This window comes from Pseudomonas sp. FH1 (assembly GCF_000510895.2).
Classification (GTDB): Bacteria; Pseudomonadota; Gammaproteobacteria; order Pseudomonadales; family Pseudomonadaceae; genus Aquipseudomonas; species Aquipseudomonas azotoformans_A.
Genome location: NZ_AOHM01000064.1, coordinates 113,091 through 136,861, shown reverse-complemented (window position 1 = coordinate 136,861; position 23,771 = coordinate 113,091). Strand labels below are relative to the sequence as shown.

Genomic DNA, 23,771 nt, shown 5'->3' with positions numbered 1-23,771 from the left:
CTGTTTAAGAAAAAAACAGGGCGTTATGAATCGAATGGGATTTAAGGGTACGCAAGACGAGCGGCCCTTAGGTGCCAATCCCGTTCTCTCTTCATCCGGACTATGACCGTCGGCCCCGGGATCACACCGGGTCTGCTGACCTTGTCGCCTTCCTGCCGGAGCAGTTCGAGGCGCCAAGCGCTCGCGGGCTATACACATTGCGTGTAATTACCGCCGGTGGGGAATTGCACCCCGCCCTGAGAACGTTGCCGCCAGAACCCTGGCGGCGGAGAGTTTTTAACACGCTTTTTCGAAAACTGCACGATTGCCGTATCGATAACCTATATCGGTTTGTTTGGTTGGTATTCGATTGAATGCAATGGGGGCTTGATATTACGTGGCATTGCCCGCAGTAATCACACTCAAAAGGAACTTACTCAACCCTTCAGAGGCTTGTTTCATGTCTGTGATCGACCTGCGCAGCGACACCGTGACCCAACCCACCCCCGGCATGCGGGACGCGATGGCTGCTGCCGTCAGCGGCGATGACGTGTATGGCGAAGACCCCAGCGTCAATCACCTCGAAGCCGAGCTGGCCAAGCGTCTGGGCTTTGCCGCTGCGTTGTTCGTTCCGACCGGCACCATGAGCAACCTGCTGGCGTTGATGGCCCATTGTGAGCGCGGCGAGGAATACATCGTCGGCCAGCAGGCTCATACCTACAAATACGAAGGCGGTGGCGCGGCGGTGCTCGGTTCGATCCAGCCGCAACCCCTGGACGTGCAGGCCGATGGCTCACTGGACCTGGACCAGGTACTGGCGGCGATCAAGCCCGACGACTTCCACTTCGCCCGCACCCGCTTGCTGGCGCTGGAAAACACCATGCAAGGCAAGGTATTGCCGCTGGATTATCTGGCAAAGGCACGGGCGTTCACCCGTGAGCATGACCTGGCCCTGCATCTGGATGGCGCGCGGCTCTACAACGCAGCGGTCAAGCTCGGCGTGGAGGCGCGCGAGATTGCCCAGCATTTCGATTCGGTGTCGGTGTGCCTGTCCAAAGGCCTCGGCGCACCGATTGGCTCGGTGTTGTGCGGCTCCACGGCGTTGATCGCCAAGGCCCGGCGTCTGCGCAAGATGGTCGGCGGCGGCATGCGCCAGGCCGGCTCATTGGCGGCAGCAGGGTTGTATGCCCTGGATCACCAGGTTCAGCGCCTGGCCGACGACCACGCCAACGCCCAATGGCTGGGCGATGCGTTGCGCCAGGCCGGTTATGAGGTGGAGCCGGTGCAGACCAACATGGTCTACGTGCAGATCGGTGACCAGGCCCAGGCCTTGAAGGCGTTTGCCGCCGAACGCGGGATCACCTTGAGCGCCGCCCCGCGCCTGCGCATGGTCACGCATTTGGATGTCAGCCGGGCGCAGATCGAGCAGGTCGCGCAGACATTCGTCGAATTTTCGCGGAAATGACAGTGCAGACCGTCTAATTGAACGTTTCAATCGTATAAACACGCTGTACCACCGGCAAAGGGCCGATATAATGCGGCCCTTTGCCGTCGCTCCGTCTGATGATGTTGCGCACTGGCCTTTGGCCGCAGCCTCCGTGGAAGAACCTAATGAAAAGCGCAGAAATCCGTGAAGCCTTCCTTCGCTTCTTCGAAGAGCAAGGTCACACCCGTGTCTCCTCCAGCTCCTTGATCCCAGGCAATGACCCAACCCTGCTGTTCACCAACGCGGGGATGAACCAGTTCAAGGACTGCTTCCTGGGCCAGGAAAAGCGCGCGTACACCCGCGCCGTCAGCAGCCAGAAATGCGTCCGCGCCGGTGGCAAGCACAACGACCTGGAAAACGTCGGCTACACCGCCCGTCACCACACCTTTTTCGAAATGCTCGGCAACTTCAGCTTTGGCGATTATTTCAAGCAAGACGCGATCAACTTCGCATGGACCTTCCTCACCGGCGTGCTGAAGCTGCCGAAGGAAAAACTCTGGGTCACCGTCTACGCCAGCGATGACGAGGCCTACGACATCTGGACCAAGGAAGTCGGCGTGCCGGCCGAGCGCATGGTGCGCATCGGCGACAACAAAGGCGCCCCGTACGCCTCCGACAACTTCTGGACCATGGGCGATACCGGCCCGTGTGGCCCGTGCACCGAGATCTTCTACGACCACGGCGCTGACATCTGGGGTGGCCCACCGGGCTCGCCAGAGGAAGACGGCGACCGTTACATCGAGATCTGGAACAACGTGTTCATGCAGTTCAACCGCACCGCCGATGGTGTGTTGCATCCGTTGCCAGCGCCGTCGGTAGACACCGGCATGGGCTTGGAGCGGATCAGTGCGGTGATGCAGCACGTGCATTCCAACTACGAGATCGACCTGTTCCAAAGCCTGCTGGCCGCGGCAGCCAAGGCCATTGGTTGCGCCAATGAAGACCAGGCTTCGCTGAAAGTCGTCGCTGACCACATCCGTTCCTGCGGCTTCCTGATTGCCGACGGCGTGTTGCCGTCCAATGAAGGCCGTGGCTATGTGCTGCGTCGCATCATCCGTCGTGCTTGCCGCCACGGTAACAAGCTGGGCGCCAATGGCAGCTTCTTCTACCAGATCGTCGCGGCCCTGGTGGCCGAGATGGGCGAAGCCTTCCCGGAGCTCAAGCAGAACCAGGCGCACATCGAGCGCGTACTGAAGGCCGAAGAAGAGCAGTTCGCCAAGACCCTGGAACAGGGCCTGAAGATCCTCGAGCAGGACCTTGCCAACCTGCAAGGCACCGTGGTGCCGGGCGATGTGGTGTTCAAGCTCTACGACACCTACGGTTTCCCGATGGACCTGACCGGCGACATCGCCCGTGAGCGCAACCTGACCCTCGACGAGGCAGGTTTCGAGCGTGAGATGGAAGCCCAGCGTGTGCGTGCTCGTTCGGCCAGCTCGTTCGGCATGGACTACAACAGCCTGGTCAAGGTTGACGTGGCCACCGAGTTCACCGGCTACAAGGCCACCAGCGGTTCGGCCAAAGTGGTTGCCCTCTATAAAGAAGGCCAGTCGGTTGACGTATTGAATGAAGGTGACGACGGTGTGGTGGTCCTGGACCAGACGCCGTTCTACGCCGAATCCGGTGGCCAGATTGGCGACTGTGGTTTCCTGAAAGCCGCGTCCGGTCGTTTTGACGTGCGCGACACCACCAAGACCGGCGGCGCATTCCTGCACCACGGTGTGCTGGCTTCGGGCAGCCTCACCGTCGGTTCGCCGGTGGATGCACAGGTGGACGCCGATGTGCGTCACGCCACCTCGCTGAACCACTCGGCCACGCACTTGCTGCACGCTGCGCTGCGTCAGGTCCTGGGCGATCACGTGCAACAAAAGGGTTCGTTGGTCGACAGCCAGCGCCTGCGCTTCGACTTCAGCCACTTTGAAGCGATCAAGCCGGAGCAGATCAAGGCCCTGGAAGACATCGTCAACGCCGAGATTCGCAAGAACACTGCGGTAGAAACCGAAGAAACCGATATCGAGACTGCAAAAGCCAAGGGCGCCATGGCGCTGTTCGGCGAGAAGTACGGCGACAGCGTGCGCGTACTTAGCATGGGCGGCGACTTCTCGGTAGAACTGTGCGGCGGTATCCACGCCAACCGTACCGGCGACATCGCCCTGCTGAAGATCATCAGCGAAGGTGGCGTGGCGTCCGGTGTGCGTCGTATCGAGGCGGTCACCGGCGCTGCGGCCCTGGCCTACCTGAATGCGGCAGAAGAACAACTCAAGGAAGCGGCCAGCCTGGTCAAGGGCAGCCGCGACAACCTGATCGACAAACTGTCCGCTGTGCTGGAGCGCAACCGCGCCCTGGAGAAACAGCTGGAGCAGTTGCAAGCCAAGGCAGCCAGCGCGGCGGGCGACGATCTGTCGGCTTCGGCGGTGGACGTCAAGGATGTGAAGGTTTTGGCCGCACGCCTGGACGGTCAGGACGGCAAGGCGCTGTTGGCCTTGGTCGATCAGTTGAAGAACAAGCTCGGCCGCGCAGTGATCCTGCTCGGCGGTGTCCATGAGGATAAGGTCGTTCTGGTTGCCGGTGTAACCAAGGACCTGACTGGCCAACTCAAGGCCGGTGATTTGATGAAGCAAGCCGCCGCGGCAGTGGGCGGGAAGGGCGGTGGTCGTCCGGACATGGCGCAAGGCGGTGGTGTAGACGCCGGCAGCCTGGACGCAGCCCTGGCCCTGACCGTGCCGTTTGTCGAGGCAGGTATTTAAGGCGCTGTTAACCGGCCCGTGGTCTAGTCACGGGCCTGTTCGGTGCTGGTTGATTGGATATTAGGCGCCCCTTTACGGGCTGAGGCGGCTTAGAAATGGCTTTGATCGTACAGAAATTTGGAGGCACCTCGGTCGGTTCTGTCGAAAGAATCGAGCAGGTGGCCGACAAGGTTAAGAAATTCCGCGATGCCGGCGACGACCTGGTGGTGGTGCTGTCGGCCATGAGCGGCGAGACCAATCGCCTGATCGATCTGGCCAAGGCAATCAGTGGTGATCAACAGCCGCTCCCGCGTGAGCTGGATGTGATCGTGTCCACCGGCGAGCAGGTGACCATCGCCTTGCTGGCCATGGCGCTGAACAAGCGCGGTGTGCCGGCGGTGTCCTACACTGGCAGCCAGGTGCGCATCCTGACCGACAGCGCGCACACCAAGGCGCGCATCCTGCAGATCGACGATCAGAAAATCCGTACGGATCTGAAAGCCGGTCGCGTGGTAGTTGTAGCGGGCTTCCAGGGTGTGGACGAGCAGGGCAACATCACCACCCTTGGACGTGGCGGTTCGGACACCACCGGCGTGGCGCTGGCAGCGGCGCTGAAGGCCGATGAATGCCAGATCTACACCGATGTGGACGGCGTCTACACCACTGACCCGCGTGTGGTGTCCGTGGCCCAGCGCCTGGACAAGATCACCTTTGAAGAGATGCTGGAAATGGCCAGCCTCGGTTCCAAGGTGTTGCAGATCCGTGCGGTGGAATTCGCCGGCAAGTACAACGTTCCGCTGCGCGTATTGCACAGCTTCAAAGAGGGTCCGGGCACCCTCATTACTATTGATGAAGAGGAATCCATGGAACAGCCGATCATTTCCGGTATCGCTTTCAACCGTGATGAAGCCAAGCTGACTATCCGTGGCGTGCCAGACACCCCGGGCGTGGCCTTCAAGATTCTGGGCCCGATCAGCGGCGCGAACATTGAAGTCGACATGATCGTGCAGAACGTTTCGCACGATAACACCACCGATTTCACCTTCACCGTGCACCGCAACGAGTACGATGCGGCGGAGCGGATCCTGCAGAACACTGCGAAGGAGATCGGCGCTCGTGAAGTGGTCGGCGATACCAAGATCGCCAAGGTGTCGATCGTGGGTGTGGGCATGCGCTCTCACGCGGGCGTTGCCAGCCGCATGTTCGAGGCCCTGGCCAAGGAAAGCATCAACATCCAGATGATCTCCACGTCGGAAATCAAGGTCTCGGTGGTGATTGAAGAGAAATACCTGGAACTGGCTGTACGCGCTTTGCATACCGCTTTTGAGTTGGACGCTCCGGCCCGACAGGGCGAGTGATGCAGTGCCAGGAAGGCGCGGTTTACCGCGCCTTTCCTTTTTTTGTAGGACGCATGTTCTTTTGCGTGCGCTCGACAATACTTAGGCGGGTAGGGCTATGGCCTTTGGGTTGTAGGTCGAAGGCCTTTTTTTTGCAGACTGTTGTTCCTGAACTGAAATGCGTGAGGAGAAAGGTATGCTGATTCTGACTCGTCGTTGCGCAGAAAGCCTGATTATCGGTGATGGCGAAATCACCGTGACCGTGCTCGGCGTCAAAGGCAATCAAGTGCGTATCGGGGTTAACGCTCCGAAAGAGGTAGCGGTACACCGCGAGGAAATCTACCTGCGGATCAAGAAAGAGAAGGACGAAGAACCAAGCCTTTAATTTTTATCGTTTTTTATGTTTGCAAACGGGGGTGAACGTGGTTAATATACGCCCCGTGTTGCGGAGAGCTGGCCGAGTGGCCGAAGGCGCTCCCCTGCTAAGGGAGTACACCTCAAAAGGGTGTCGGGGGTTCGAATCCCCCGTTCTCCGCCATTATTTGCTTAGTACGTTGCAATCTGGTTTTTTCGCTAAGTTGTTGAAAATTAACGAAAAAATAGCTTTACATAGAGATTGAACGGCCTATAATGCGCGGCAACAAATGCACTCGTAGCTCAGCTGGATAGAGTACTCGGCTACGAACCGAGCGGTCACAGGTTCGAATCCTGTCGAGTGCACCATACAAACAAAAAGCCCGCCTAGTGCGGGCTTTTTGCCGTCTGGGGTTTGTGTAGGATTTTTTCTTTTTCTCTCGCCTTCATGTGTTCTCCTTCTCCACTGCGTCGTCGCAGTTCATAGATGTAGCCAATGCTTAGCTTTGGCTCGCAAGCGCTTGTTCTTTCCAGTTTTTTGACGTTTAAAGTGGCCGGGCGGTGTATCATTGCGCCCGTCAGCCCCGCCGGGGCTTGTGGAATACCTCCATGGACTTACCCAGTAGTTGCTCAGTACCCCGCTTTACCAATCATGAATTGACTGATTGATCCTTCCGGCGTGCCCCGCTGCTGGGAGTGGAGTTCGCCTATGACCGAAGTAGAAGTAAAGAAAACACAAGAAAGCCTGCAGGATCGCCTGGCTCAAGTCATCGAGCTGCTGCAGCGCCAGCGTGTGGTCGAAGACCTTACGCATCGCCAGGACGGCCCGAACAACAACCTGGTCGAAAACCTGGTTCACCGGCAAAACCTCGTCGAGCTGCAACGCAAGCTCGACGACCTGCACTCCGCCGACGTCGCCTACATTCTCGAAGCCTTGCCACTGGATGATCGACTGACCCTCTGGCAGTTGGTCAAGGCTGATCGCGACGGTGACATCCTGCTCGAAGTATCCGACTCGGTCCGTGAAACCCTGATCGCCGACATGGACGATCACGAGCTCCTGGCTGCTGCCAAGGAGATGGACGCCGACGAACTGGCTGACCTGGCTCCCGAACTGCCCCGTGATGTTGTCCATGAGCTGATGGAGGCCCTCGACGGCCAGCAGCGTGAGCGTGTGCGCTCTGCGCTGTCCTACGACGAGGATCAAGTCGGCGCGCTGATGGACTTCGAGATGGTCACCATCCGCGAAGACGTCAGTTTGGAAGTGGTCTTGCGTTACCTGCGTCGTCTCAAGGAATTGCCAGGCCATACCGACAAACTGTTTGTGGTCGACTATGAGGGCATTCTCAAGGGCGTGCTGCCGATCAAGCGCCTGCTGGTCAACGACCCTGAGAAAAAAGTGGCCGACGTCATGGCCAGTGATCCGGTAAGTTTTCACCCGGATGAAGACGCCTACGAGGCTGCCCAGGCGTTTGAGCGTTATGACTTGATCTCTGCGCCGGTGGTCGACAAGAACGGCAAGCTGATCGGCCGTTTGACCATCGATGAAATGGTCGACCTGATTCGTGAAGAGAGTGAGACCGAAGTCCTCAACATGGCGGGTCTGCGTGAAGAGGAAGACATCTTTGCCTCGGTCTGGCGCTCGCTGCATAACCGTTGGGCGTGGCTGGCCGTTAACCTGATCACCGCTTTTATCGCGTCGCGGGTTATTGGCTTGTTCGAAGGTTCGATCGAGAAGCTGGTGGCGCTCGCTGCGCTGATGCCGATTGTGGCCGGGATCGGCGGCAACTCGGGTAACCAGACGATTACCATGATCGTGCGCGCCATGGCGCTGGACCAAGTGAGTACGGCGAACTCGTCGCGCCTGCTGCGCAAAGAGTTGGCGGTAGGTCTTATCAACGGCCTGGTGTGGGGTGGGGTGATCGGTGTGGTGGCCTACTTGCTGTATGGCAGTTGGTCGCTCGGTGTGGTGATGACCGCCGCCATGACCCTTAACCTGCTGCTGGCGGCGTTGATGGGGGTGTTGATCCCGATGACCCTGGCCCGCCTCGGGCGTGACCCGGCGATGGGTGCCAGCGTGATGATCACGGCCATGACCGACAGTGGTGGCTTCTTCATCTTCCTGGGCCTGGCAACAATCTTCCTGCTCTGATTCCATTCTGCGGGGGCAAATCTGCCCCCGCCTCAAATCTTCTTCCCGAATCCCACGCAAAAAAAAGCCAGCACATGGCTGGCTTCGGCTTTCAGTTGCAGATCAATTGGCTTCTGCGGCCGCCTCAACGTCGTGCGCGATAAGCGAGACGAGAGCATTTTGCTGGCGGTGGGAGAGCTGACGAAAACGCTGCAGCAGTTCGCGTTCGTGCAGCGACAGCTCGGGGCTGTCCAGGCGCATGCTCAACTCTTCTCCCAACGCACCTTCCTGAATGAGGCTTTGTTCCAGGCGCGCGATGATTTCGGAGTTCATGCTGCGGTGATGATTGCGAGCCACCTCGGCAATGCGTTCCCGCATTCCGTCTGGCAGACGTACGACGAACTTGTCAGCCGTACGGCTGGAATAAATTGCCTGTTTCAATGGGCGCATATATTTAACCGGTTAGTTCAGGGGAGCGGTTTTTGGAATTGGCCGCAAGATGTGTGTTAGGACAAGGCTTGCAGCCAAATGTTCAACCTGAATTGCAAAGAGGCCGCATCATGCCTCAGATTTGCCAGTTCCTTGGCGTCAATTCTGTGACAAATATTGAACTGCCTAAAGGCTTTATGCCAGCACTCATTTGCATTTTTGCGGACTGGTTGGAAAACTTTTCAACGCGTGAATCTGCGAAGGAACTTCCCGTAAGTCCAGGCCACCACAGGGTTTGAGGCCGCACATCCTATAGCAAAGTGGCCTTTTGCCCTTAAGTTTAAGACTAGTGGCAATTTGCCGATTAGCGAGAGGGAGGCGACATAAGGTAGGAGGGGAGTTAGCGCAGGACTGGGTCGAATTTGATGCGTCGACCCAGGATCAGGGTGAGTAGCAATAGGCTGGCGAACACGCCGCTGGCGATAAATGCAGTGGTTTGGCTGTCGTGGGATTCGGCATTCAGGCCCAGAATCCCTGTTATTGCGGTCAGGCACAAAAACAGCCAGGCAAATTTGTTCATCAAAGCTTCCTCAGAAAACCCAGTGTTCAGAGGCGGGTGCGGACTGAGTATCTTGGGTCAGGCGCACGGGGGATTGTGCATTAGGTGTCATCACCGCCAGCTGCGGGCGTTGTTGCAAATGATGTGGCACAGCCTGACTGATCTGCGCAGGGTCATTGCTGCCGGTCGATTGAAAGTGAAACATCAGTAATGCAGCCAAGGCTACGGTGTTGAGGGCTAACAGAAGGGCACTGTTCATGGTCATGTTCTCCGCTTAACGCCGTGGCTTGTTGGGTTTGTAGGAGAAGTATTGCAGGTGTCGTGCCAATCTATTAATTCAATAAAATCAATCGCTTGAGTCTACTTTAAGCGACTGGAAGGTTGCAATTTGCAATGATGGCGTTTTGGGGGAGTGCATTTTGCACGATGGCCTCACAGGCCCGTGTTTGCGGGGTCAAGGCAGGATAAATAAGGCTGGCATCGACCTACACTCAAAAAGCCCACGGACGACATGACAAAACCCACCTCGGCCGTTAACATGCACGCCGTCCGTCGCCGCGCCTTTAGCGCTGCAGCTGTCATTTGTCCCAGTAGCTCAATTGGATAGAGCATCCCCCTCCTAAGGGGAAGGTTGGCCGTTCGAACCGGCCCTGGGACACCACATTCAAAGCCCCGCACAGTTCCGTCTGGCGGGGCTTTTTTGTGGGCGTTTTCCGAAGATGGGTCGAACCTTGCCGGGGTTATGGGTTCACAGCCCTGGCATCGTGTATTTATAGCAATCCGTGTATCCCGCGAGCAGCCAGGCAGCGTCAGAGCCTTGAAGCAAAATAATCCCCGGAAACAGCGCATACCGCCTGTCCGGACCCGGCCACCCCGGACTATCATGCCGATAGCCCTGTCTCTCACCGCAAGGAGCCGCTCGGAACGCCGATGCGCCAGATCTGGAAATCTTTTCGAGCCCTTTATTTCGCCTCCTTGATGATGCTGATCGGCTCCGGCCTGCTCAGTACTTACCTGGCCCTGCGCCTGGCGGCCGATCATGTCGACAGCCTGTGGGTCGGTGCGTTGATGGCGGCCAACTATTTTGGCCTGGTGCTGGGTGGCAAGATCGGGCATCGCCTGATTGCCCGGGTCGGGCATATCCGCGCCTACGCCACCTGCGCCGGGATCGTCGGTGCGGCGGTGTTGGGGCACGGTCTGATCGACTGGTTGCCGGCCTGGATCGTGCTGCGGATGATCGTGGGCCTTGGCATGATGTGCCAGTACATGGTCATCGAAAGCTGGCTCAATGAGCAGGCCGACGCCAAGCAGCGCGGCGTGGTGTTCAGCGGCTATATGATCGCGTCCTACCTGGGCCTGGTGCTCGGTCAGTTGATCCTGGTCATGCACCCTCAGTTGGGGCTTGAATTGCTGATGCTGGTCGCGCTGTGCTTTGCGCTGTGCCTGGTGCCGGTGGCCATGACGCGACGGATTCACCCGGCGCCTCTGCATCCTGCGCCGATGGAGCCGCGTTTCTTTATCAAGCGCGTGCCGCAGTCCTTGAGTACGGTGCTTGGGGCGGGGTTGATCGTTGGTTCATTCTACGGTTTGGCGCCGCTGTATGCCTCTCAGCAGGGCCTGACCACCGAGCAGGTGGGTCTGTTCATGGGCAGCTGTATTTTTGCCGGGCTGGTGGTGCAGTGGCCATTGGGCTGGCTGTCTGACCGCTATGATCGCGCGCTGCTGATCCGCTGCTTCGCGCTGTGCCTGGCCGTGGCGGCGTTGCCGTTGGCGATACTGACCCAGGTGCCGCTGGAAGTGTTGTTCGTGGCAGGTTTTGTCTGCTCCCTGGTGCAGTTCTGTCTGTATCCGCTGGCAGTGGCGTTCTCCAACGACCATGTGGAAGGTGATCGCCGTGTGTCGCTGACGGCCATGCTGTTGGTGACCTACGGCGTCGGCGCCAGTGTCGGGCCGTTGCTGGCGGGTGTGGTGATGAAGTTGTTCGGCAGCCACATGTTGTATGCGTTTTTCAGCTTGTGCGCGTTGATCCTGGTGTGGCGCATCCGGCCGAAAGCGGTGACCAACCTGCATCAAGTGGACGACGCACCACTGCACCATGTGGCGATGCCCGACAGCATGTCCAGCTCGCCGCTGGTGGCTTGCCTGGATCCTCGGGTGGACGAGGCGGTGGTGCAGGAACAAATGCAAACCACCGCCCCGGAACCTGAAGCGGAAGTGGAGCCGAGTCCAGAGGTGGATGAGCCGCCTTTTGTGGGCCCGCCTGAGCCTCCTGGGCCAGACGAGCACCCTCACGACTTGAGCAGGGCACGTCCCTGAAAGCAAAAAACGGGCAGATCCCATCAGGATCTGCCCGTTTTTTTGCCGCGATCTTTAAGCTTTAAAAATCGTCGTCTTTGTCAAAGCGTCGTGCTTCGCGTTGCAACTGGTACACAAAACGCTCGACCTGGCGCTGCACCAAGCCACTCATGTTGTGGAAGCGTACGCCGGCGAACGTGGTGTTGATCTTCTCTTCGAAGTGCAGGTAACGCAGTTCGACCGAGGTGGTCATGCTGCCAAAGGGCAGGGCGGCGATAAAACGGTCGTAGACCTGGCCCAGTTGCAGGCGCTCGGAGATATCCCCTTCAAAGCGCAGTTTGCAGCCGGTGGCGGAAATATCCAGCAGTTTGCCGCTGACGGGGGCTTTGAGCTTCTCGCCACCCAATTCAATATTGACCAGTTGGGCCAGCTTCAAGGCGGCGCGGAACGCATTGCGGCGCTGGTGGTAGACCACTTCGTCAGGCATGCCGCCGGTGTAGATGCGGTGACCGTCTTTTTCGCTGATGGTGTAAGTGCCGTTGCTTTCCCAGGCGACGCGCACGCCTTCATGAAAACCTTCGATACGAAACGGTTCGCCGCCTTCGAGGAAGCGCTCACCGTCGCGCGGGATCATTTCGTCCAGCGCCAGGGTCTTGCTGTCCCGGTCAACGTCCACCAGGTAGCTCTGGAAGCGCTGGCTGCGTTCGTGGAAGGTGATGATCAGCGGGTCATGGCTGTCTTGCAGCATCCGCAAGGTGCTGGCGATTTCCAGAGGCGTGGTGAGGACCTTGGGTGGCTGCGGGGCATCTTCCGCATTAAGGGCGTTGAACACGGTTCTTCCATCTCCAGACAAAATACGACTACACGCAAGAGCAGGCATTCTGCCAGTATGTGGCGCGCCTTGGATAGGTCGCGCTGTAAACCGGCGTCAGGCTTGGCTGCGGGTGCTTGGCTTGACCAGGCGCGAGGTGGAACCTTGGGCGTTGTAAAGCGCCGGAGGCTCTCCGCCGTGAAGTATACGCAACTGGTTGGCGGTCGTGGCTTGCTGAAGCTGGATCGACTGACCGTTGAGCAGGTTGGCTTCCTGGCACTGGCTGAGCAATTGATTGAGTTCGTTGCTCTGGGCCAGTAATTGATCGCCAACCGAAGAGTGGCTGGCCAGTTGCGCCAGGCCGTCATGGTCTGCCGGCAGGCCCAGGCTGGCGAGGATCTGGCTGCGTTTCTTGCCGTGCTGTTCCAGCAGGACAATCAGCGACTGCTTGCGCGCCAGGATTTCTTCCAGCAGCGGCATGTCCCGGCCGTAGAGGGCCAGGGATTCTTCCCTGAGCAGCTCGAGCAGCTGTTGCGTCGGCGCAAGATCATCAATGATCAGTTGAAGCAGATTTTCGTCGTGATGCATGGCTGGCCTTGGGGTTTAAGCGTCCAAAAGCCCGGCGCAGGCCTTAGCCTAGCGCTCGGCTTCGAAATTAAGCAGCTTGCTGGCTACACGGTTGCTGTCGACTTTATAGCTGCCATCGGCGATTGCCTGTTTCAATTCGGCCACACGGGCTTTATTGACCACCGGTTGATCGCGCAGCGAGTCAGTGACCTTCTGCAACTGTTGAGCCTCATTGCTCAGGTGTACGGATTCCCCGCTCTGGCTGGCGCTGGCCTGTTCTGCCTTGGCGGGCAGTGGCTGGGCCTTGGCTTCTACGCTGTCCTTGGTGACAGTGGCTCGCGTAGGGGCCGACGTGGTCGGGGTGTTATTTAAACGACTGAAATCGATGACCATGATCAAAAAACCTCTGGGTATTTGGACGCTTGCCATGTTTTCGGCCATACCCGGACAAACTTTAGGCTCGATTGACAATAAAACCTACAGGCCGGCATCCAACCGACAGTGTAGGAAAAGCGCGCGCCCGATACCAGTAATCTATAAAGCCACCTCCACCTGACCCGGTGCGGTGACCCGCGCCTTGATCACCCGGTTGGAGTTGAGGTTCTTGACGCGAATCTGTTCGCTCATGCCGCCGTTGGACAACGCTTCCCCCGGCATTTTGACCTGCAACGCACCACTGCTGGCGGAAATCACCACCTGGTCGCCTTTGCGAATCACCTCTGCCTGCTCAAGATGCACCAAAGTAATGACCTGGTCGGTGACCACTGGTCGGGTCAATTTCTGCCCGACCGCCTGGTCGAGGGAGGTCAGGTAGCCCTGGCTGATCATGCTGATGTCGCGTTCGCGCAGCACAACGTCTTCGAAACCGATGATGCCGGTGCGTTTCAATGGCCGAGCAACCACTACCACATCGCGGAACAGCTTGACCTGCGCCGGCACGAACACGGTCCAGGGCGAGGCGCCGTCGCAGCGCACTTTGACCGTCACGCGGCCGATGGGCTGGGCGGGGCTTTCCAGGGTGGCTGTCAATTCCTTGTCGCACATGGGCATGCGCAAACGTGGGTCCAGCTGGTTGACCTGGATTTCATATCGCCCTGGCGTCTGGGTAGTCGCCAGATAATCTTCTACAGTGAACTCAAGAAAGCCTTGAGTGACGCCGATAAGTAGATCAGGCAAGGTGACGTTGTCTGCGCGGGCCGTGGCGCCCAGGCCCAAGGCGAGCAACGCCAGCGGTACGCAGAGCAAGCTGCGGTACCGTGTCAGGATGGGGCGTCGGGAAACTGTCGTTTTAATATCCATGACCAATAAATAGCAAAGGCCGTGCCGTTTAGAGTTGGGTGCGCGTCACTGCCCTTATAGGTATGGCCAAAGGTTTTAGCGTGGGAGTCAAGGCATGGCAGGAGTAATGGATTCAGTAAACCAGCGCACACAGCTGGTAGGGCAGAATCGCCTGGAGTTGTTGCTTTTTCGCCTGGATGGCAAGCAGTTGTATGGCATCAACGTGTTCAAGGTGCGGGAAGTGCTGCAATGTCCCAAGCTGACGATCATGCCCAAATCGAGCCCGGTGGTGTGTGGCGTCGCCAACATCCGTGGCGCGACGATCCCGATTCTTGACTTGGCCCTGGCCACCGGTTCGGCGGGTTTGCAGGACCGCGAGAACCCGTTCGTCATCATTACCGAGTACAACACCAAGACCCAGGGTTTCCTGGTGCGCTCGGTGGAACGCATCGTCAACATGAACTGGGAAGAGATTCATCCGCCGCCCAAGGGCACCGGTCGCGATCACTACCTCACGGCGGTGACGCGGGTCGATAACCAGTTGGTGGAAATCATCGACGTGGAGAAGATCCTTGCTGAAGTGGCGCCCACATCGGAGTCAATTTCCGTGGGGGTGGTGGACGCTGAAACCGCGCACAAGGCAATCTCCCTGCGTGTGTTGACGGTGGACGATTCCTCGGTGGCGCGTAAACAGGTGACCCGTTGCCTGCAAACCGTCGGTGTGGAAGTGGTGGCCCTCAATGATGGTCGCCAGGCGCTGGATTACCTGCGCAAGCTGGTGGACGACGGCAAGAAGCCGGAAGAAGAATTCTTGATGATGATCTCCGACATCGAGATGCCGGAAATGGACGGCTACACCCTCACGGCCGAGATACGCAACGATCCACGCATGCAAAAATTGCATATCATCCTGCATACTTCGTTGTCGGGTGTCTTCAACCAGGCGATGGTCAAGAAGGTCGGTGCGGATGACTTTTTGGCCAAATTTCGTCCTGATGACCTGGCATCCCGGGTAGTCGACCGGATCAAGGCAGCAGATCACGGCTAGGGGGATTTCCCCTGGCGGTCACACGATTTAAGAGGCGGTATCATTGTCTACGGGTAATTTGGATTTCGAACAATTCCGGGTCTTCCTGGAAAAAGCCTGTGGCATATTGCTCGGTGAAAACAAGCAGTACCTGGTATCCAGCCGTCTCAACAAACTGATGGAGCAGCAGGGCATCAAGTCGTTGGGTGAGCTGGTCCAGCGCATCCAGGGGCAGCCGCGCAGCGGGCTCAAGGAGATGGTGGTCGATGCCATGACCACCAACGAAACCCTGTGGTTTCGCGACACCTACCCGTTTGAAGTGCTCAAGAGCAAAGTGCTGCCGGAGGCCATCAAGGCCAGCCCCGGCCAGCGCCTGCGCATCTGGTCGGCTGCCTGCTCTTCGGGGCAGGAACCGTACTCGATTTCGATGTCCATCGATGAGTTCGAACGGACCAATATGGGCCAGTTGAAGGCGGGGGCGCAAATCGTCGCCACCGACCTGTCCGGCACCATGCTCACCAACTGCAAGACCGGCGAGTACGACAGCCTGGCCCTGGGCCGTGGTTTGTCCCAGGAGCGCTTGCAACGTTACTTCGACCCGAAAGGGGCAGGGCGTTGGGCGGTCAAGGCGCCGATCAAGAGCCGCGTGGAATTCCGCTCGTTCAACCTGCTCGACAGCTACGCCAGCCTGGGCAAGTTCGACATGGTGTTCTGCCGCAACGTGCTGATCTACTTCTCGGCCGAAGTGAAGAAAGACATCCTGTTGCGCATTCACGGCACGCTCAAGCGTGGTGGTTATCTGTTCCTCGGTGCTTCCGAAGCGCTGAACGGTTTGCCGGATCATTACCAGATGGTGCAGTGCAGTCCGGGGATCATCTACCAGGCCAAGTGATGCACGCTTGAACAAACAATGGGAGGCCCCACAAAGGCCTCCCATTTTTTTGGCCGCAAAGCGGCAAACGCCATTGCCGCTTTACTGGCGCCACGCGGAAACCGCTTGCCGCTTTTCTGGCATTGCCGCCGGCAACCGCCCCCCCAACCCTTGATATACGGGCCTTCGTAAGATTGGCATGCACCTTGCTATAACCCAGTTAACGAAAAGCAGGTCAGCCCTTAAAGGTTTCCGCCATGAGCATCAGCTTCGATAAAGCGCTCGGTATCCACGAACAAGCCCTGGGCTTCCGCGCCCAGCGTGCCGAAGTCCTGGCCAACAACATTGCCAACGCCGATACCCCGAACTACAAGGCTCGGGACCTGGACTTCTCCGCCGTGCTCGCCGCGCAGCATGACAAGACCAAGAACGGCACCTTCGCCTTGAACATGACCAACAGCCGTCATATCGAAGCGCAAGGCCTGAGCAATGGTGACGAGTCGTTGCTGTATCGCACGCCGATGCAGCCGTCGATCGACCAGAACACCGTCGACGCGCAGCTGGAGCAATCGGCCTACGCCGAGAACTCGGTGAACTTTCAAGCCAGCTTCACCCTGCTTAACAGCAAATTCAAAGGGCTGATGTCAGCCCTGCGTGGAGAGTAAGCCATGTCCCTGTCCAGTGTTTTCAATATTGCCGGCAGTGGCATGAGCGCGCAGACCACGCGTTTGAACACCGTCGCCAGTAACATCGCCAACGCCGAGACCGTGTCTTCGAGCATTGACCAGACCTACCGCGCCCGTCACCCGGTGTTCGCCACCATGTTCCAGGGCGGCCAGGCGGGCGGCAGCGATTCGTTGTTCCAGGACCAAGGTGCAGCAGGCTCCGGCGTGCAAGTGCTCGGCGTGGTCGAAGACCAAAGCAACCTTGAAGCCCGCTACGAACCCAACCATCCCGCCGCGAACGAAAAGGGTTATGTCTACTACCCGAACGTCAACGTGGTCGAGGAAATGGCCGACATGATTTCCGCCAGCCGTTCGTTTCAGACCAACGCGGAAATGATGAACACCGCCAAAACCATGATGCAGAAGGTCCTGACCCTGGGTCAGTGATAAGGGGCGCCAAATAATGGCCATTGTTGATACGAGTAACAACACGCCAGTCCAGGACCTTTTCAACTCCAAGGTCAAGACCGCGACAGACAACGCCAGCAGCCTGGGTGACGCTTCCAAGGCCGCCACCGGCAAACAGTCGCTGGGCAAGGATGCGTTCCTGCAACTGCTGGTTACCCAGTTGAAAAACCAGAACCCGCTGTCGCCGCAAGACAACGGCGCGTTCGTGGCCCAGCTGGCGCAGTTCAGCAGCCTGGAAGGCATCAACACCCTGAATGACTCGGTGAATGCGATCTCCAGCAACTTCAGCTCGTCGCAAGCGCTGCAGGCGTCGTCGCTGGTAGGCCGCTCGATCATCATCCAGACCGACAAGGCCATGGTGGATACCAGCAAGAGCATGACCGGTTCGGTGGATGTGAAAACGGCGACGGGCAACGTCACCGTCAAGGTCACCGACAAAGACGGCAACCTGGTGCGCACCATCGAAATGGGCGCCCAGGCTGTCGGCAGCCAGAGCTTCATCTGGGATGGCAAGAACGACAAGGGCGAGGTCGCCCCGGCGGGCACCTACACCTTCAATGCCACCACCAAGAATGACAAGGGCGACGCCGTTGCCCTGACCACTTCGCTGCCAGCAACGGTAACGAGCGTGACCCTGAGCAAGACCGGCGGCGAAATGCTGCTGAACCTGGCTGGCGGCATGGGCAGCGTCAAGCTGTCGCAAATTCAGACTATCGGTACATAGAGCCGGCTAAATACGGCAGAGGGAGAGAAACATGTCTTTTAACATCGGCCTTAGCGGCCTCTATGCGGCCAACAAACAACTGGACGTGACCGGCAACAACATCGCCAACGTCGCGACCACTGGCTTCAAGTCGTCCCGTGCGGAATTCGCGGACATCTACGCCGCCTCCAAACTGGGCACCGGCCAGAACAGTATCGGCAACGGTGTGAACCTGGCGGCGGTGTCCCAGCAGTTCACCCAAGGTGACGTGAACGGCAGCGGTGGCATCCTGGACATGGCGATCCAGGGCGGCGGCTTCTTCGTGCAGAAGGGCAGCGACGGTTCGCTGGAGTACACGCGTAGTGGTGCCTTCCGTGCCGACAAAGATGGCTACATCACCAACAACACCGGCACTTCGCGCCTGCAAGGTTATGCCGCGGACGAGAACGGCAAGATCATCAAGGGCGGCCTGACCGACCTGCAACTGAACTTGGCGAATCTGCCGCCCAAGGCATCCACCAAAGTGGATTCCACCAGTAACCTGAACTCCTCGGAGCCGGTAATCGACCAAGTGGCGAAGCCGTTCAACCCGAACGACACCAGCACCTTCACCACCCAGTACAGCACCACCTTGTATGACTCTCAGGGCAATGCGCACCCGATGGTGCAGTACCTGGTGAAAACCGACGGCAACAAGTGGAATGCCTATACCCTGATTGACGGTCGCAACCCTGACGGTTCGCCACCTTTCGGTACCGGTGCGGATGTGAAGGCGCCGGTGCCGTCAACCTTGACCTTTGATGGTGCTGGCAAGCTCACCAGTGTCGTGACCGGTACTGTGTCGAATAAAACCCTGACCATTACCGGCTGGGTACCGGGTACCGTGACCGACGGTGTGTGGAAGAAAAATGGTGCTGATGCGAACCCCACCGGGATCGCCGTCAACATGGCCAACATTACCCAGTACAACTCGGCCACGTACCGCAACCCACCGGTCACCGATGGCTACGCCACCGGCCAGATCACCGGCCTGAAAATCGACGGCAGCGGTGTACTGTTCGCGACGTTCAGCAACCAGCAGAGCAAGGCCATTGGCCAGATCTCTCTGGCCAGCTTCAACAACGAACAAGGCCTGCAGCCCAACGGCGGTACTACCTGGAAAGAGACCTTCGCTTCGGGCCAGCCAGGTTATGACACCCCGCAAGCCGGCACCCTGGGGTCTATCGTGGCCAACTCCCTGGAGAACTCCAACGTCAACCTGACCAACGAGTTGGTGGACCTGATCAAGGCCCAGAGCAACTACCAGGCGAACGCCAAGACCATCTCCACCCAGAGCACCATCATGCAGACCATCATTCAGATGACGTAATGTCATTGGTCTGACGCTGGCGAAAGAAAACCCCTCAACGAGGGGTTTTTTTTGCGCGTTCATTTTGTAGGCGCGACTTTTCGTACTGCCTGCGTCCCTACGAGACCACTCATTTTTACTGGAACGGCCGACGCACTTTTCCCTACCAAGTACACCAACGGTGGCTTACGGGTGGGGGAAATTTATGCAATGGGCTCAACAGATATCAGGCCAAACGGCTCGGGTTTATTTTAGCGACAGAACCGCTGCTTTTGGTGCTGAAAACACCCAGGACAAAACCGACGGTGTTCAGAGCCTGGATGCCGATAAGGCGGTGGTATCCAATCTTCTGAAGGCATTGGAGGAGGCGCAGAAAACCTCCAAGAGCCAATCCGTCCAGGACTTGCGTGACAAGCTCAATGAGGTGCGCAAGAAACTCGGAGAGGAGAAGTTCAAGGCGATTATCGAGGCGTTAAAAAAAGACGCATCTGACAGTTGGCTCGCATTTTTGAAGGCGCTTTTTCCAGAGCTGTTTGCAGATGATGAATCGCCCTCTCCACCGGCCCCCCCAGACATTGGTGGCGGTGGAGGAGGTGGCGGTGGCGGCCGTGTGAACCCGGAGAATTTTGGCCCTTCCGAATCCATGAGCAACAAGCCCATCACTGAGGGGGCGAAGTACCATGATTACCAGCCTGATAAAAGTGTGCGTGGGAAAAAGCCGGATAACATTTGGAGTGGTTTCTCTCAAGGCTACGAAGGTAATTGCACGACGGTGTCTTCTATCAAGGCTGCCATGCAGCATTTCGGCCAGGACCCCAAAGATGTTTTCAAGAATGTCGAGTTGAAGGGCAATACCTATGAGGTGGAGATGCATGATGGATTCAAACTCAAGCTGACCAAGGATGAGCTGCGCATGGCTGCACGAGAGGCGCGCTTCAAGGGCGATGACCCTACCTTAATGACCAACGCCAACTTTATGTATGCGGCGAGTGCCAAGCGAGCGCAGATGGAAGGGAATAGTGGCTCTCCTGGCGAAAACGACAGAAATGCCACCAGAAGCTTCAAGGATGCGCTGATCAGCTTGAATGATGGTGAACATTCCCGTGAAGGCTTGCACAGGCTTGGGCTGAAAGATCACTACAGGCCAGGCTTTCAAAGTGATTTTGCGCGGGGGATGGTGGGGACTTATGAAACGAATGCGCATTCCATGGCGGTGATTGGCAATCGTAAGGAACTCTGGGGAGGGCGAGGTGGTGCGCCAGGCCCAGGTATTTACACGGTGCTTTTCTAAGCGGCCATAAAAAAGCCGACAAACCCAATCATGCTCAGGTTTGTCGGCTTTTTTCAGTTCCGGATCATTGCGATCCGCAACCGCCTCAGCTTATTGGCAAGCTTCGCAATCCGGCTCGTCAATCGCGCAGGCCTTTGGCACGGGGGCCGGGCCGGCTGGCGCTGCAAGCACCGAATCATCACCGTGGTTGCCGCCGCTGGAAACCGCGTTCAGCTTACCGGTGTTGATGGTCGACTTCTCGGTGCTGGTCGCGGCCAGGGCACGGAGGTAGTAAGTGGTTTTCAGGCCACGGTACCACGCCATGCGGTAGGTCACGTCAAGCTTCTTGCCCGAAGCGCCAGCGATGTACAGGTTCAGCGACTGGGCCTGGTCGATCCACTTCTGACGACGGCTGGCGGCGTCAACGATCCACTTGGTGTCCACTTCGAACGCCGTCGCGTAGAGCTCTTTGAGTTCTTGCGGGATGCGCTCGATCTGCTGCACGGAACCGTCGTAGTACTTCAGGTCGTTGATCATGACCGAGTCCCACAGGCCGCGGGCTTTCAGGTCGCGAACCAGGTACGGGTTGATCACGGTGAATTCGCCCGACAGGTTCGATTTCACATACAGGTTCTGGTAAGTCGGTTCGATCGACTGCGATACGCCAGTGATGTTGGCGATGGTCGCGGTCGGCGCGATGGCCATGATGTTGGAGTTACGAATACCTTTCTGCACACGGGCACGTACTGGCGCCCAGTCCAGGGATTCTTCCAGGTCAACGTCGATGTACTTCTGGCCACGTTGCTCGATCAGGATCTGTTGCGAATCCAGCGGCAGGATGCCTTTGGACCACAGCGAACCCTGGAACGTCTCGTAGGCGCCGCGCTCGTCGGCCAGGTCGCAGGAAGCCTGGATCGCGTAGTAGCTGACCGCTTCCATGGACTTGTCGGCGAACTCGACTGCAGCATCCGAACCGTAAGGAATGTGCTGCAGGTACAGCGCGTCCTGGAAGCCCATGATGCCCAAGCCGACCGGACGGTGCTTGAAGTTGGAGTTCTGCGCCTGTGGCACCGAGTAGTAGTTGATGTCGATCACGTTATCGAGCATGCGCACGGCGGTGTTGACGGTACGTTCCAGCTTGGCGGTGTCCAGCTTGCCGTTGACGATGTGGTTCGGCAGGTTGATCGAGCCCAGGTTGCAAACCGCGATCTCGTCCTTGTTGGTGTTCAAGGTGATCTCGGTGCACAGGTTCGAGCTGTGGACCACGCCCACGTGCTGCTGCGGGCTGCGCAGGTTGCACGGGTCTTTGAAGGTCAGCCATGGGTGGCCGGTTTCAAACAGCATGGACAGCATTTTGCGCCACAGGTCTTTGGCCTGGATGGTCTTGAACAGCTTGATCTTGCCAGGGTACTGAGCCAGGGCTTCGTAGTACTCGTAGCGCTCTTCGAAAGCCTTGCCGGTCAGGTCGTGCAGGTCCGGCACTTCGGAAGGCGAGAACAGGGTCCACTGGCCGTCGTCGAAGACACGCTTCATGAACAGGTCAGGGATCCAGTTGGCGGTGTTCATGTCGTGGGTACGACGACGGTCATCACCGGTGTTCTTGCGCAGCTCGATGAACTCTTCAATGTCCATGTGCCAGGTTTCCAGGTAGGCACAGACAGCGCCTTTGCGCTTGCCACCCTGGTTCACGGCGACGGCGGTGTCGTTCACCACTTTCAGGAACGGTACAACGCCCTGGGACTTGCCGTTGGTGCCCTTGATGTACGAACCCAGTGCACGCACCGGGGTCCAGTCGTTGCCCAGGCCGCCGGCGAATTTGGACAACATGGCGTTGTCGTGGATCGCGTGGTAGATGCCCGACAGGTCATCCGGCACGGTGGTCAGGTAGCAGCTGGACAGCTGTGGACGCAGGGTACCGGCGTTGAACAGGGTCGGGGTCGACGACATGTAGTCGAAGGACGACAACAGGTTGTAGAACTCGATGGCACGGTCTTCTTTCTGCTTCTCTTCGATTGCCAGGCCCATGGCCACGCGCATGAAGAACACTTGCGGCAGTTCGAAGCGGATACCGTCCTTGTGGATGAAGTAACGGTCGTACAGGGTTTGCAGGCCCAAGTAGGTGAACTGCTGGTCACGCTCGTGGTTGATCGCCTTGCCGAGTTTTTCCAGGTCGAAGGTGGCCAGGATCGGGTTCAGCAATTCGAATTCGATACCCTTGGCGATGTAGGCAGGCAGGGCCTTGGCGTACAAATCGGCCATTTCGTGGTGGGTGGCGCTGTCGGCGACTTTCAGGAAGCCCAGGCCTTCGGCGCGCAGGGTGTCCATCAGCAGGCGCGCGGTCACGAACGAGTAGTTCGGCTCGCGTTCAACCAGGGTACGGGCGGTCATCACCAGGGCGGTGTTGACGTCGGTCAGGGCCACGCCGTCGTACAGGTTCTTCAGGGTTTCGCGCTGGATCAGGTCACCGTCGACTTCTTCCAGGCCTTCGCAGGCCTCGGTGACGATGGTGTTCAGGCGACCCAGGTCCAGCGGTGCAAACGTGCCGTCGGCCAGGGTGATGCGGATCGATGGGTGAGCTTGTACCGCAGCTTCTTCAGCTGGGGTGCGTACAGCGCGTTCCTTGGAACGGGCGTCACGGTAGATCACGTAGTCGCGGGCGACTTTCTGTTCGCCGGCACGCATCAGGGCCAGTTCGACCTGGTCCTGGATTTCTTCGATGTGGATGGTGCCGCCCGAAGGCATGCGACGCTTGAAGGTCGCGGTGACTTGTTCGGTTAGGCGGGCAACGGTGTCGTGGATGCGCGACGAGGCGGCAGCGGTGCCGCCTTCAACTGCAAGAAACGCTTTGGTGATGGCGACGGTGATTTTGTCATCGGTGTAAGGAACGACAGTGCCGTTACGCTTGATCACACGCAATTGGCCGGGTGCAGTGGCGGACAGATCCAGGTTCGAATCGGCGGCCTGCGGCACGGAGCCTTGCGGGTTCTCGCGAGTTGTGTCGGTTTGCATGGGGGGGTGTCTCCACGTTCTATATTTGATTGCGAGTGCCAGGCTCTTCCTGCAACACCCGTACCGTTTTCCATATCGGGGATGGGAAACAGCTGCCATCCGCGTGAGCGGTTTGGTCTACTGAAAATCGGTTGGTTCCATGCTGCGCTAGCAATAAAACGCTTGAATTTCTTGCCACTTGTGTGGTTGGGCGCTTTCTTCGAAAACCCCACATGTAGGGTCTTCTCCAGTGCCGAGGTACAAGATAATGCGTTTTCGAGGGGTTAGCAACGCAGTAACCTGTGGATAACGCTGTGGGTAAAATGTGTAAGAAAGGTTGAATGGGTGTGTAGGCCGCACTGCTGCTGGATTACGCCGTTTGTCATTAAATGTTTCGGGCTTAAAACAACCTGCCCATTTTCGAAGGGCGCGAACCCTATCACAAAAAAACGCGATCACCGAATGGATTTCCCGGCTTGTGT

The 23,771-nt window shown here is 58.2% G+C and carries 21 protein-coding genes, 3 tRNA genes and 1 riboswitch; of the genes, 16 read left to right on the top strand and 8 right to left on the bottom strand.

Annotated elements, in window-relative coordinates; all coding sequences use genetic code 11:
• Positions 1–78 precede the first annotated feature (78 nt).
• Positions 79–248, bottom strand: a riboswitch (FMN riboswitch).
• A 191-nt stretch (positions 249–439) separates the two neighbouring features.
• The 7 genes from ltaE to mgtE all read left to right on the top strand — a co-directional run bounded on the left by ltaE (position 440) and on the right by mgtE (position 8,031).
• Complete coding sequence (gene ltaE / locus H096_RS21040; RefSeq protein WP_033901297.1) at positions 440–1,444, top strand: low-specificity L-threonine aldolase; 1,005 nt, start codon at positions 440–442, stop codon at positions 1,442–1,444.
• Positions 1,445–1,590: 146 nt separating this feature from the next.
• The gene (gene alaS / locus H096_RS21035; protein ID WP_033901296.1) at positions 1,591–4,209 is read left to right on the top strand and encodes an alanine--tRNA ligase; all 2,619 of its coding nucleotides are present in this window, start codon (positions 1,591–1,593) and stop codon (positions 4,207–4,209) included.
• A 95-nt stretch (positions 4,210–4,304) separates the two neighbouring features.
• Positions 4,305–5,546: an aspartate kinase gene (locus tag H096_RS21030; protein WP_010208327.1), complete on the top strand. Its 1,242-nt coding sequence runs from the start codon at positions 4,305–4,307 to the stop codon at positions 5,544–5,546.
• Positions 5,547–5,721: 175 nt separating this feature from the next.
• Positions 5,722–5,910 carry a carbon storage regulator CsrA gene (gene csrA, locus H096_RS21025; RefSeq protein WP_003175645.1) on the top strand — a complete coding sequence of 63 codons (189 nt, stop codon included), beginning with the start codon at positions 5,722–5,724 and terminating at the stop codon, positions 5,908–5,910.
• A 62-nt stretch (positions 5,911–5,972) separates the two neighbouring features.
• Positions 5,973–6,063, top strand: a tRNA-Ser gene (locus H096_RS21020).
• A 108-nt stretch (positions 6,064–6,171) separates the two neighbouring features.
• A tRNA-Arg gene (locus H096_RS21015) sits at positions 6,172–6,248 on the top strand.
• A gap of 340 nt (positions 6,249–6,588) precedes the next feature.
• Positions 6,589–8,031, top strand: coding sequence for a magnesium transporter (mgtE, locus tag H096_RS21010; RefSeq protein WP_033901295.1), 1,443 nt, complete (start codon positions 6,589–6,591; stop codon positions 8,029–8,031).
• A gap of 102 nt (positions 8,032–8,133) precedes the next feature.
• Here the strand turns inward: mgtE and H096_RS21005 are convergent, their stop codons facing one another.
• From H096_RS21005 to H096_RS20995, 3 genes are all read right to left on the bottom strand, one after another.
• On the bottom strand, positions 8,134–8,460 hold the full coding sequence (locus H096_RS21005) for an Arc family DNA-binding protein (RefSeq protein WP_003193592.1): 327 nt from the start codon (positions 8,458–8,460) through the stop codon (positions 8,134–8,136).
• Positions 8,461–8,839: 379 nt separating this feature from the next.
• On the bottom strand, positions 8,840–9,019 hold the full coding sequence (locus H096_RS21000) for a PA3371 family protein (protein ID WP_033901294.1): 180 nt from the start codon (positions 9,017–9,019) through the stop codon (positions 8,840–8,842).
• Positions 9,020–9,029: 10 nt separating this feature from the next.
• The gene (locus H096_RS20995; RefSeq protein WP_033901293.1) at positions 9,030–9,257 is read right to left on the bottom strand and encodes a hypothetical protein; all 228 of its coding nucleotides are present in this window, start codon (positions 9,255–9,257) and stop codon (positions 9,030–9,032) included.
• 325 nt (positions 9,258–9,582) lie between these two features.
• Here H096_RS20995 and H096_RS20990 point away from each other — a divergent pair.
• Both H096_RS20990 and H096_RS20985 read left to right on the top strand, forming a co-directional pair.
• Positions 9,583–9,659: transfer RNA gene (locus tag H096_RS20990), tRNA-Arg, on the top strand.
• A 269-nt stretch (positions 9,660–9,928) separates the two neighbouring features.
• Positions 9,929–11,314, top strand: coding sequence for an MFS transporter (locus H096_RS20985; protein WP_033901292.1), 1,386 nt, complete (start codon positions 9,929–9,931; stop codon positions 11,312–11,314).
• Between the two features lie 61 nt (positions 11,315–11,375).
• Here H096_RS20985 and H096_RS20980 read toward each other — a convergent pair whose 3' ends face one another.
• From H096_RS20980 to flgA, 4 genes are all read right to left on the bottom strand, one after another.
• Entirely contained in the window at positions 11,376–12,125 is a 750-nt protein-coding gene (locus tag H096_RS20980; protein WP_033901291.1) for a flagellar brake protein, read from the bottom strand.
• A gap of 96 nt (positions 12,126–12,221) precedes the next feature.
• Positions 12,222–12,692, bottom strand: coding sequence for a flagellar protein FlgN (locus H096_RS20975; protein ID WP_033901290.1), 471 nt, complete (start codon positions 12,690–12,692; stop codon positions 12,222–12,224).
• Positions 12,693–12,740: 48 nt separating this feature from the next.
• On the bottom strand, positions 12,741–13,064 hold the full coding sequence (gene flgM / locus H096_RS20970) for a flagellar biosynthesis anti-sigma factor FlgM (RefSeq protein ID WP_033901289.1): 324 nt from the start codon (positions 13,062–13,064) through the stop codon (positions 12,741–12,743).
• A gap of 141 nt (positions 13,065–13,205) precedes the next feature.
• The gene (gene flgA / locus H096_RS20965) at positions 13,206–13,970 is read right to left on the bottom strand and encodes a flagellar basal body P-ring formation chaperone FlgA (protein WP_033901288.1); all 765 of its coding nucleotides are present in this window, start codon (positions 13,968–13,970) and stop codon (positions 13,206–13,208) included.
• Between the two features lie 94 nt (positions 13,971–14,064).
• Between flgA and H096_RS20960 the strand changes: the two genes are divergently transcribed.
• From H096_RS20960 to H096_RS20930, 7 genes are all read left to right on the top strand, one after another.
• On the top strand, positions 14,065–14,997 hold the full coding sequence (locus H096_RS20960) for a chemotaxis protein CheV (RefSeq protein WP_033901287.1): 933 nt from the start codon (positions 14,065–14,067) through the stop codon (positions 14,995–14,997).
• Positions 14,998–15,040: 43 nt separating this feature from the next.
• The gene (gene cheR / locus H096_RS20955) at positions 15,041–15,868 is read left to right on the top strand and encodes a protein-glutamate O-methyltransferase CheR (RefSeq protein ID WP_016979774.1); all 828 of its coding nucleotides are present in this window, start codon (positions 15,041–15,043) and stop codon (positions 15,866–15,868) included.
• 236 nt (positions 15,869–16,104) lie between these two features.
• Positions 16,105–16,512 carry a flagellar basal body rod protein FlgB gene (gene flgB / locus H096_RS20950; RefSeq protein ID WP_033901286.1) on the top strand — a complete coding sequence of 136 codons (408 nt, stop codon included), beginning with the start codon at positions 16,105–16,107 and terminating at the stop codon, positions 16,510–16,512.
• Positions 16,513–16,515: 3 nt separating this feature from the next.
• Positions 16,516–16,959, top strand: coding sequence for a flagellar basal body rod protein FlgC (flgC, locus tag H096_RS20945; RefSeq protein WP_010208347.1), 444 nt, complete (start codon positions 16,516–16,518; stop codon positions 16,957–16,959).
• A gap of 16 nt (positions 16,960–16,975) precedes the next feature.
• Positions 16,976–17,704 (top strand): flagellar hook assembly protein FlgD, encoded by a 729-nt coding sequence (flgD, locus tag H096_RS20940; RefSeq protein ID WP_033901285.1) that lies wholly within the window; start codon positions 16,976–16,978, stop codon positions 17,702–17,704.
• Between the two features lie 31 nt (positions 17,705–17,735).
• Entirely contained in the window at positions 17,736–19,052 is a 1,317-nt protein-coding gene (flgE, locus tag H096_RS20935; protein WP_033901284.1) for a flagellar hook protein FlgE, read from the top strand.
• A gap of 184 nt (positions 19,053–19,236) precedes the next feature.
• Positions 19,237–20,322, top strand: coding sequence for a hypothetical protein (locus H096_RS20930; RefSeq protein WP_051422124.1), 1,086 nt, complete (start codon positions 19,237–19,239; stop codon positions 20,320–20,322).
• Between the two features lie 90 nt (positions 20,323–20,412).
• Here H096_RS20930 and H096_RS20925 read toward each other — a convergent pair whose 3' ends face one another.
• On the bottom strand, positions 20,413–23,310 hold the full coding sequence (locus tag H096_RS20925; RefSeq protein WP_033901283.1) for a ribonucleoside-diphosphate reductase subunit alpha: 2,898 nt from the start codon (positions 23,308–23,310) through the stop codon (positions 20,413–20,415).
• Between the last annotated feature and the right edge of the window lie 461 nt (positions 23,311–23,771).

What these genes read in the sequence shown, in the direction of transcription:
- ltaE (WP_033901297.1), top strand. Translation starts at nt 440, where the DNA reads ATGTCTGTGATCGACCTGCGCAGCGACACCGTGACCCAACCCACCCCC.
- alaS (WP_033901296.1), top strand. Translation starts at nt 1,591, where the DNA reads ATGAAAAGCGCAGAAATCCGTGAAGCCTTCCTTCGCTTCTTCGAAGAG.
- H096_RS21030 (WP_010208327.1), top strand. Translation starts at nt 4,305, where the DNA reads ATGGCTTTGATCGTACAGAAATTTGGAGGCACCTCGGTCGGTTCTGTC.
- csrA (WP_003175645.1), top strand. Translation starts at nt 5,722, where the DNA reads ATGCTGATTCTGACTCGTCGTTGCGCAGAAAGCCTGATTATCGGTGAT.
- mgtE (WP_033901295.1), top strand. Translation starts at nt 6,589, where the DNA reads ATGACCGAAGTAGAAGTAAAGAAAACACAAGAAAGCCTGCAGGATCGC.
- H096_RS21005 (WP_003193592.1), bottom strand. Translation starts at nt 8,460, where the DNA reads ATGCGCCCATTGAAACAGGCAATTTATTCCAGCCGTACGGCTGACAAG.
- H096_RS21000 (WP_033901294.1), bottom strand. Translation starts at nt 9,019, where the DNA reads ATGAACAAATTTGCCTGGCTGTTTTTGTGCCTGACCGCAATAACAGGG.
- H096_RS20995 (WP_033901293.1), bottom strand. Translation starts at nt 9,257, where the DNA reads ATGAACAGTGCCCTTCTGTTAGCCCTCAACACCGTAGCCTTGGCTGCA.
- H096_RS20985 (WP_033901292.1), top strand. Translation starts at nt 9,929, where the DNA reads ATGCGCCAGATCTGGAAATCTTTTCGAGCCCTTTATTTCGCCTCCTTG.
- H096_RS20975 (WP_033901290.1), bottom strand. Translation starts at nt 12,692, where the DNA reads ATGCATCACGACGAAAATCTGCTTCAACTGATCATTGATGATCTTGCG.
- flgM (WP_033901289.1), bottom strand. Translation starts at nt 13,064, where the DNA reads ATGGTCATCGATTTCAGTCGTTTAAATAACACCCCGACCACGTCGGCC.
- flgA (WP_033901288.1), bottom strand. Translation starts at nt 13,970, where the DNA reads ATGGATATTAAAACGACAGTTTCCCGACGCCCCATCCTGACACGGTAC.
- H096_RS20960 (WP_033901287.1), top strand. Translation starts at nt 14,065, where the DNA reads ATGGCAGGAGTAATGGATTCAGTAAACCAGCGCACACAGCTGGTAGGG.
- flgB (WP_033901286.1), top strand. Translation starts at nt 16,105, where the DNA reads ATGAGCATCAGCTTCGATAAAGCGCTCGGTATCCACGAACAAGCCCTG.
- flgC (WP_010208347.1), top strand. Translation starts at nt 16,516, where the DNA reads ATGTCCCTGTCCAGTGTTTTCAATATTGCCGGCAGTGGCATGAGCGCG.
- flgD (WP_033901285.1), top strand. Translation starts at nt 16,976, where the DNA reads ATGGCCATTGTTGATACGAGTAACAACACGCCAGTCCAGGACCTTTTC.
- flgE (WP_033901284.1), top strand. Translation starts at nt 17,736, where the DNA reads ATGTCTTTTAACATCGGCCTTAGCGGCCTCTATGCGGCCAACAAACAA.
- H096_RS20930 (WP_051422124.1), top strand. Translation starts at nt 19,237, where the DNA reads ATGCAATGGGCTCAACAGATATCAGGCCAAACGGCTCGGGTTTATTTT.
- H096_RS20925 (WP_033901283.1), bottom strand. Translation starts at nt 23,310, where the DNA reads ATGCAAACCGACACAACTCGCGAGAACCCGCAAGGCTCCGTGCCGCAG.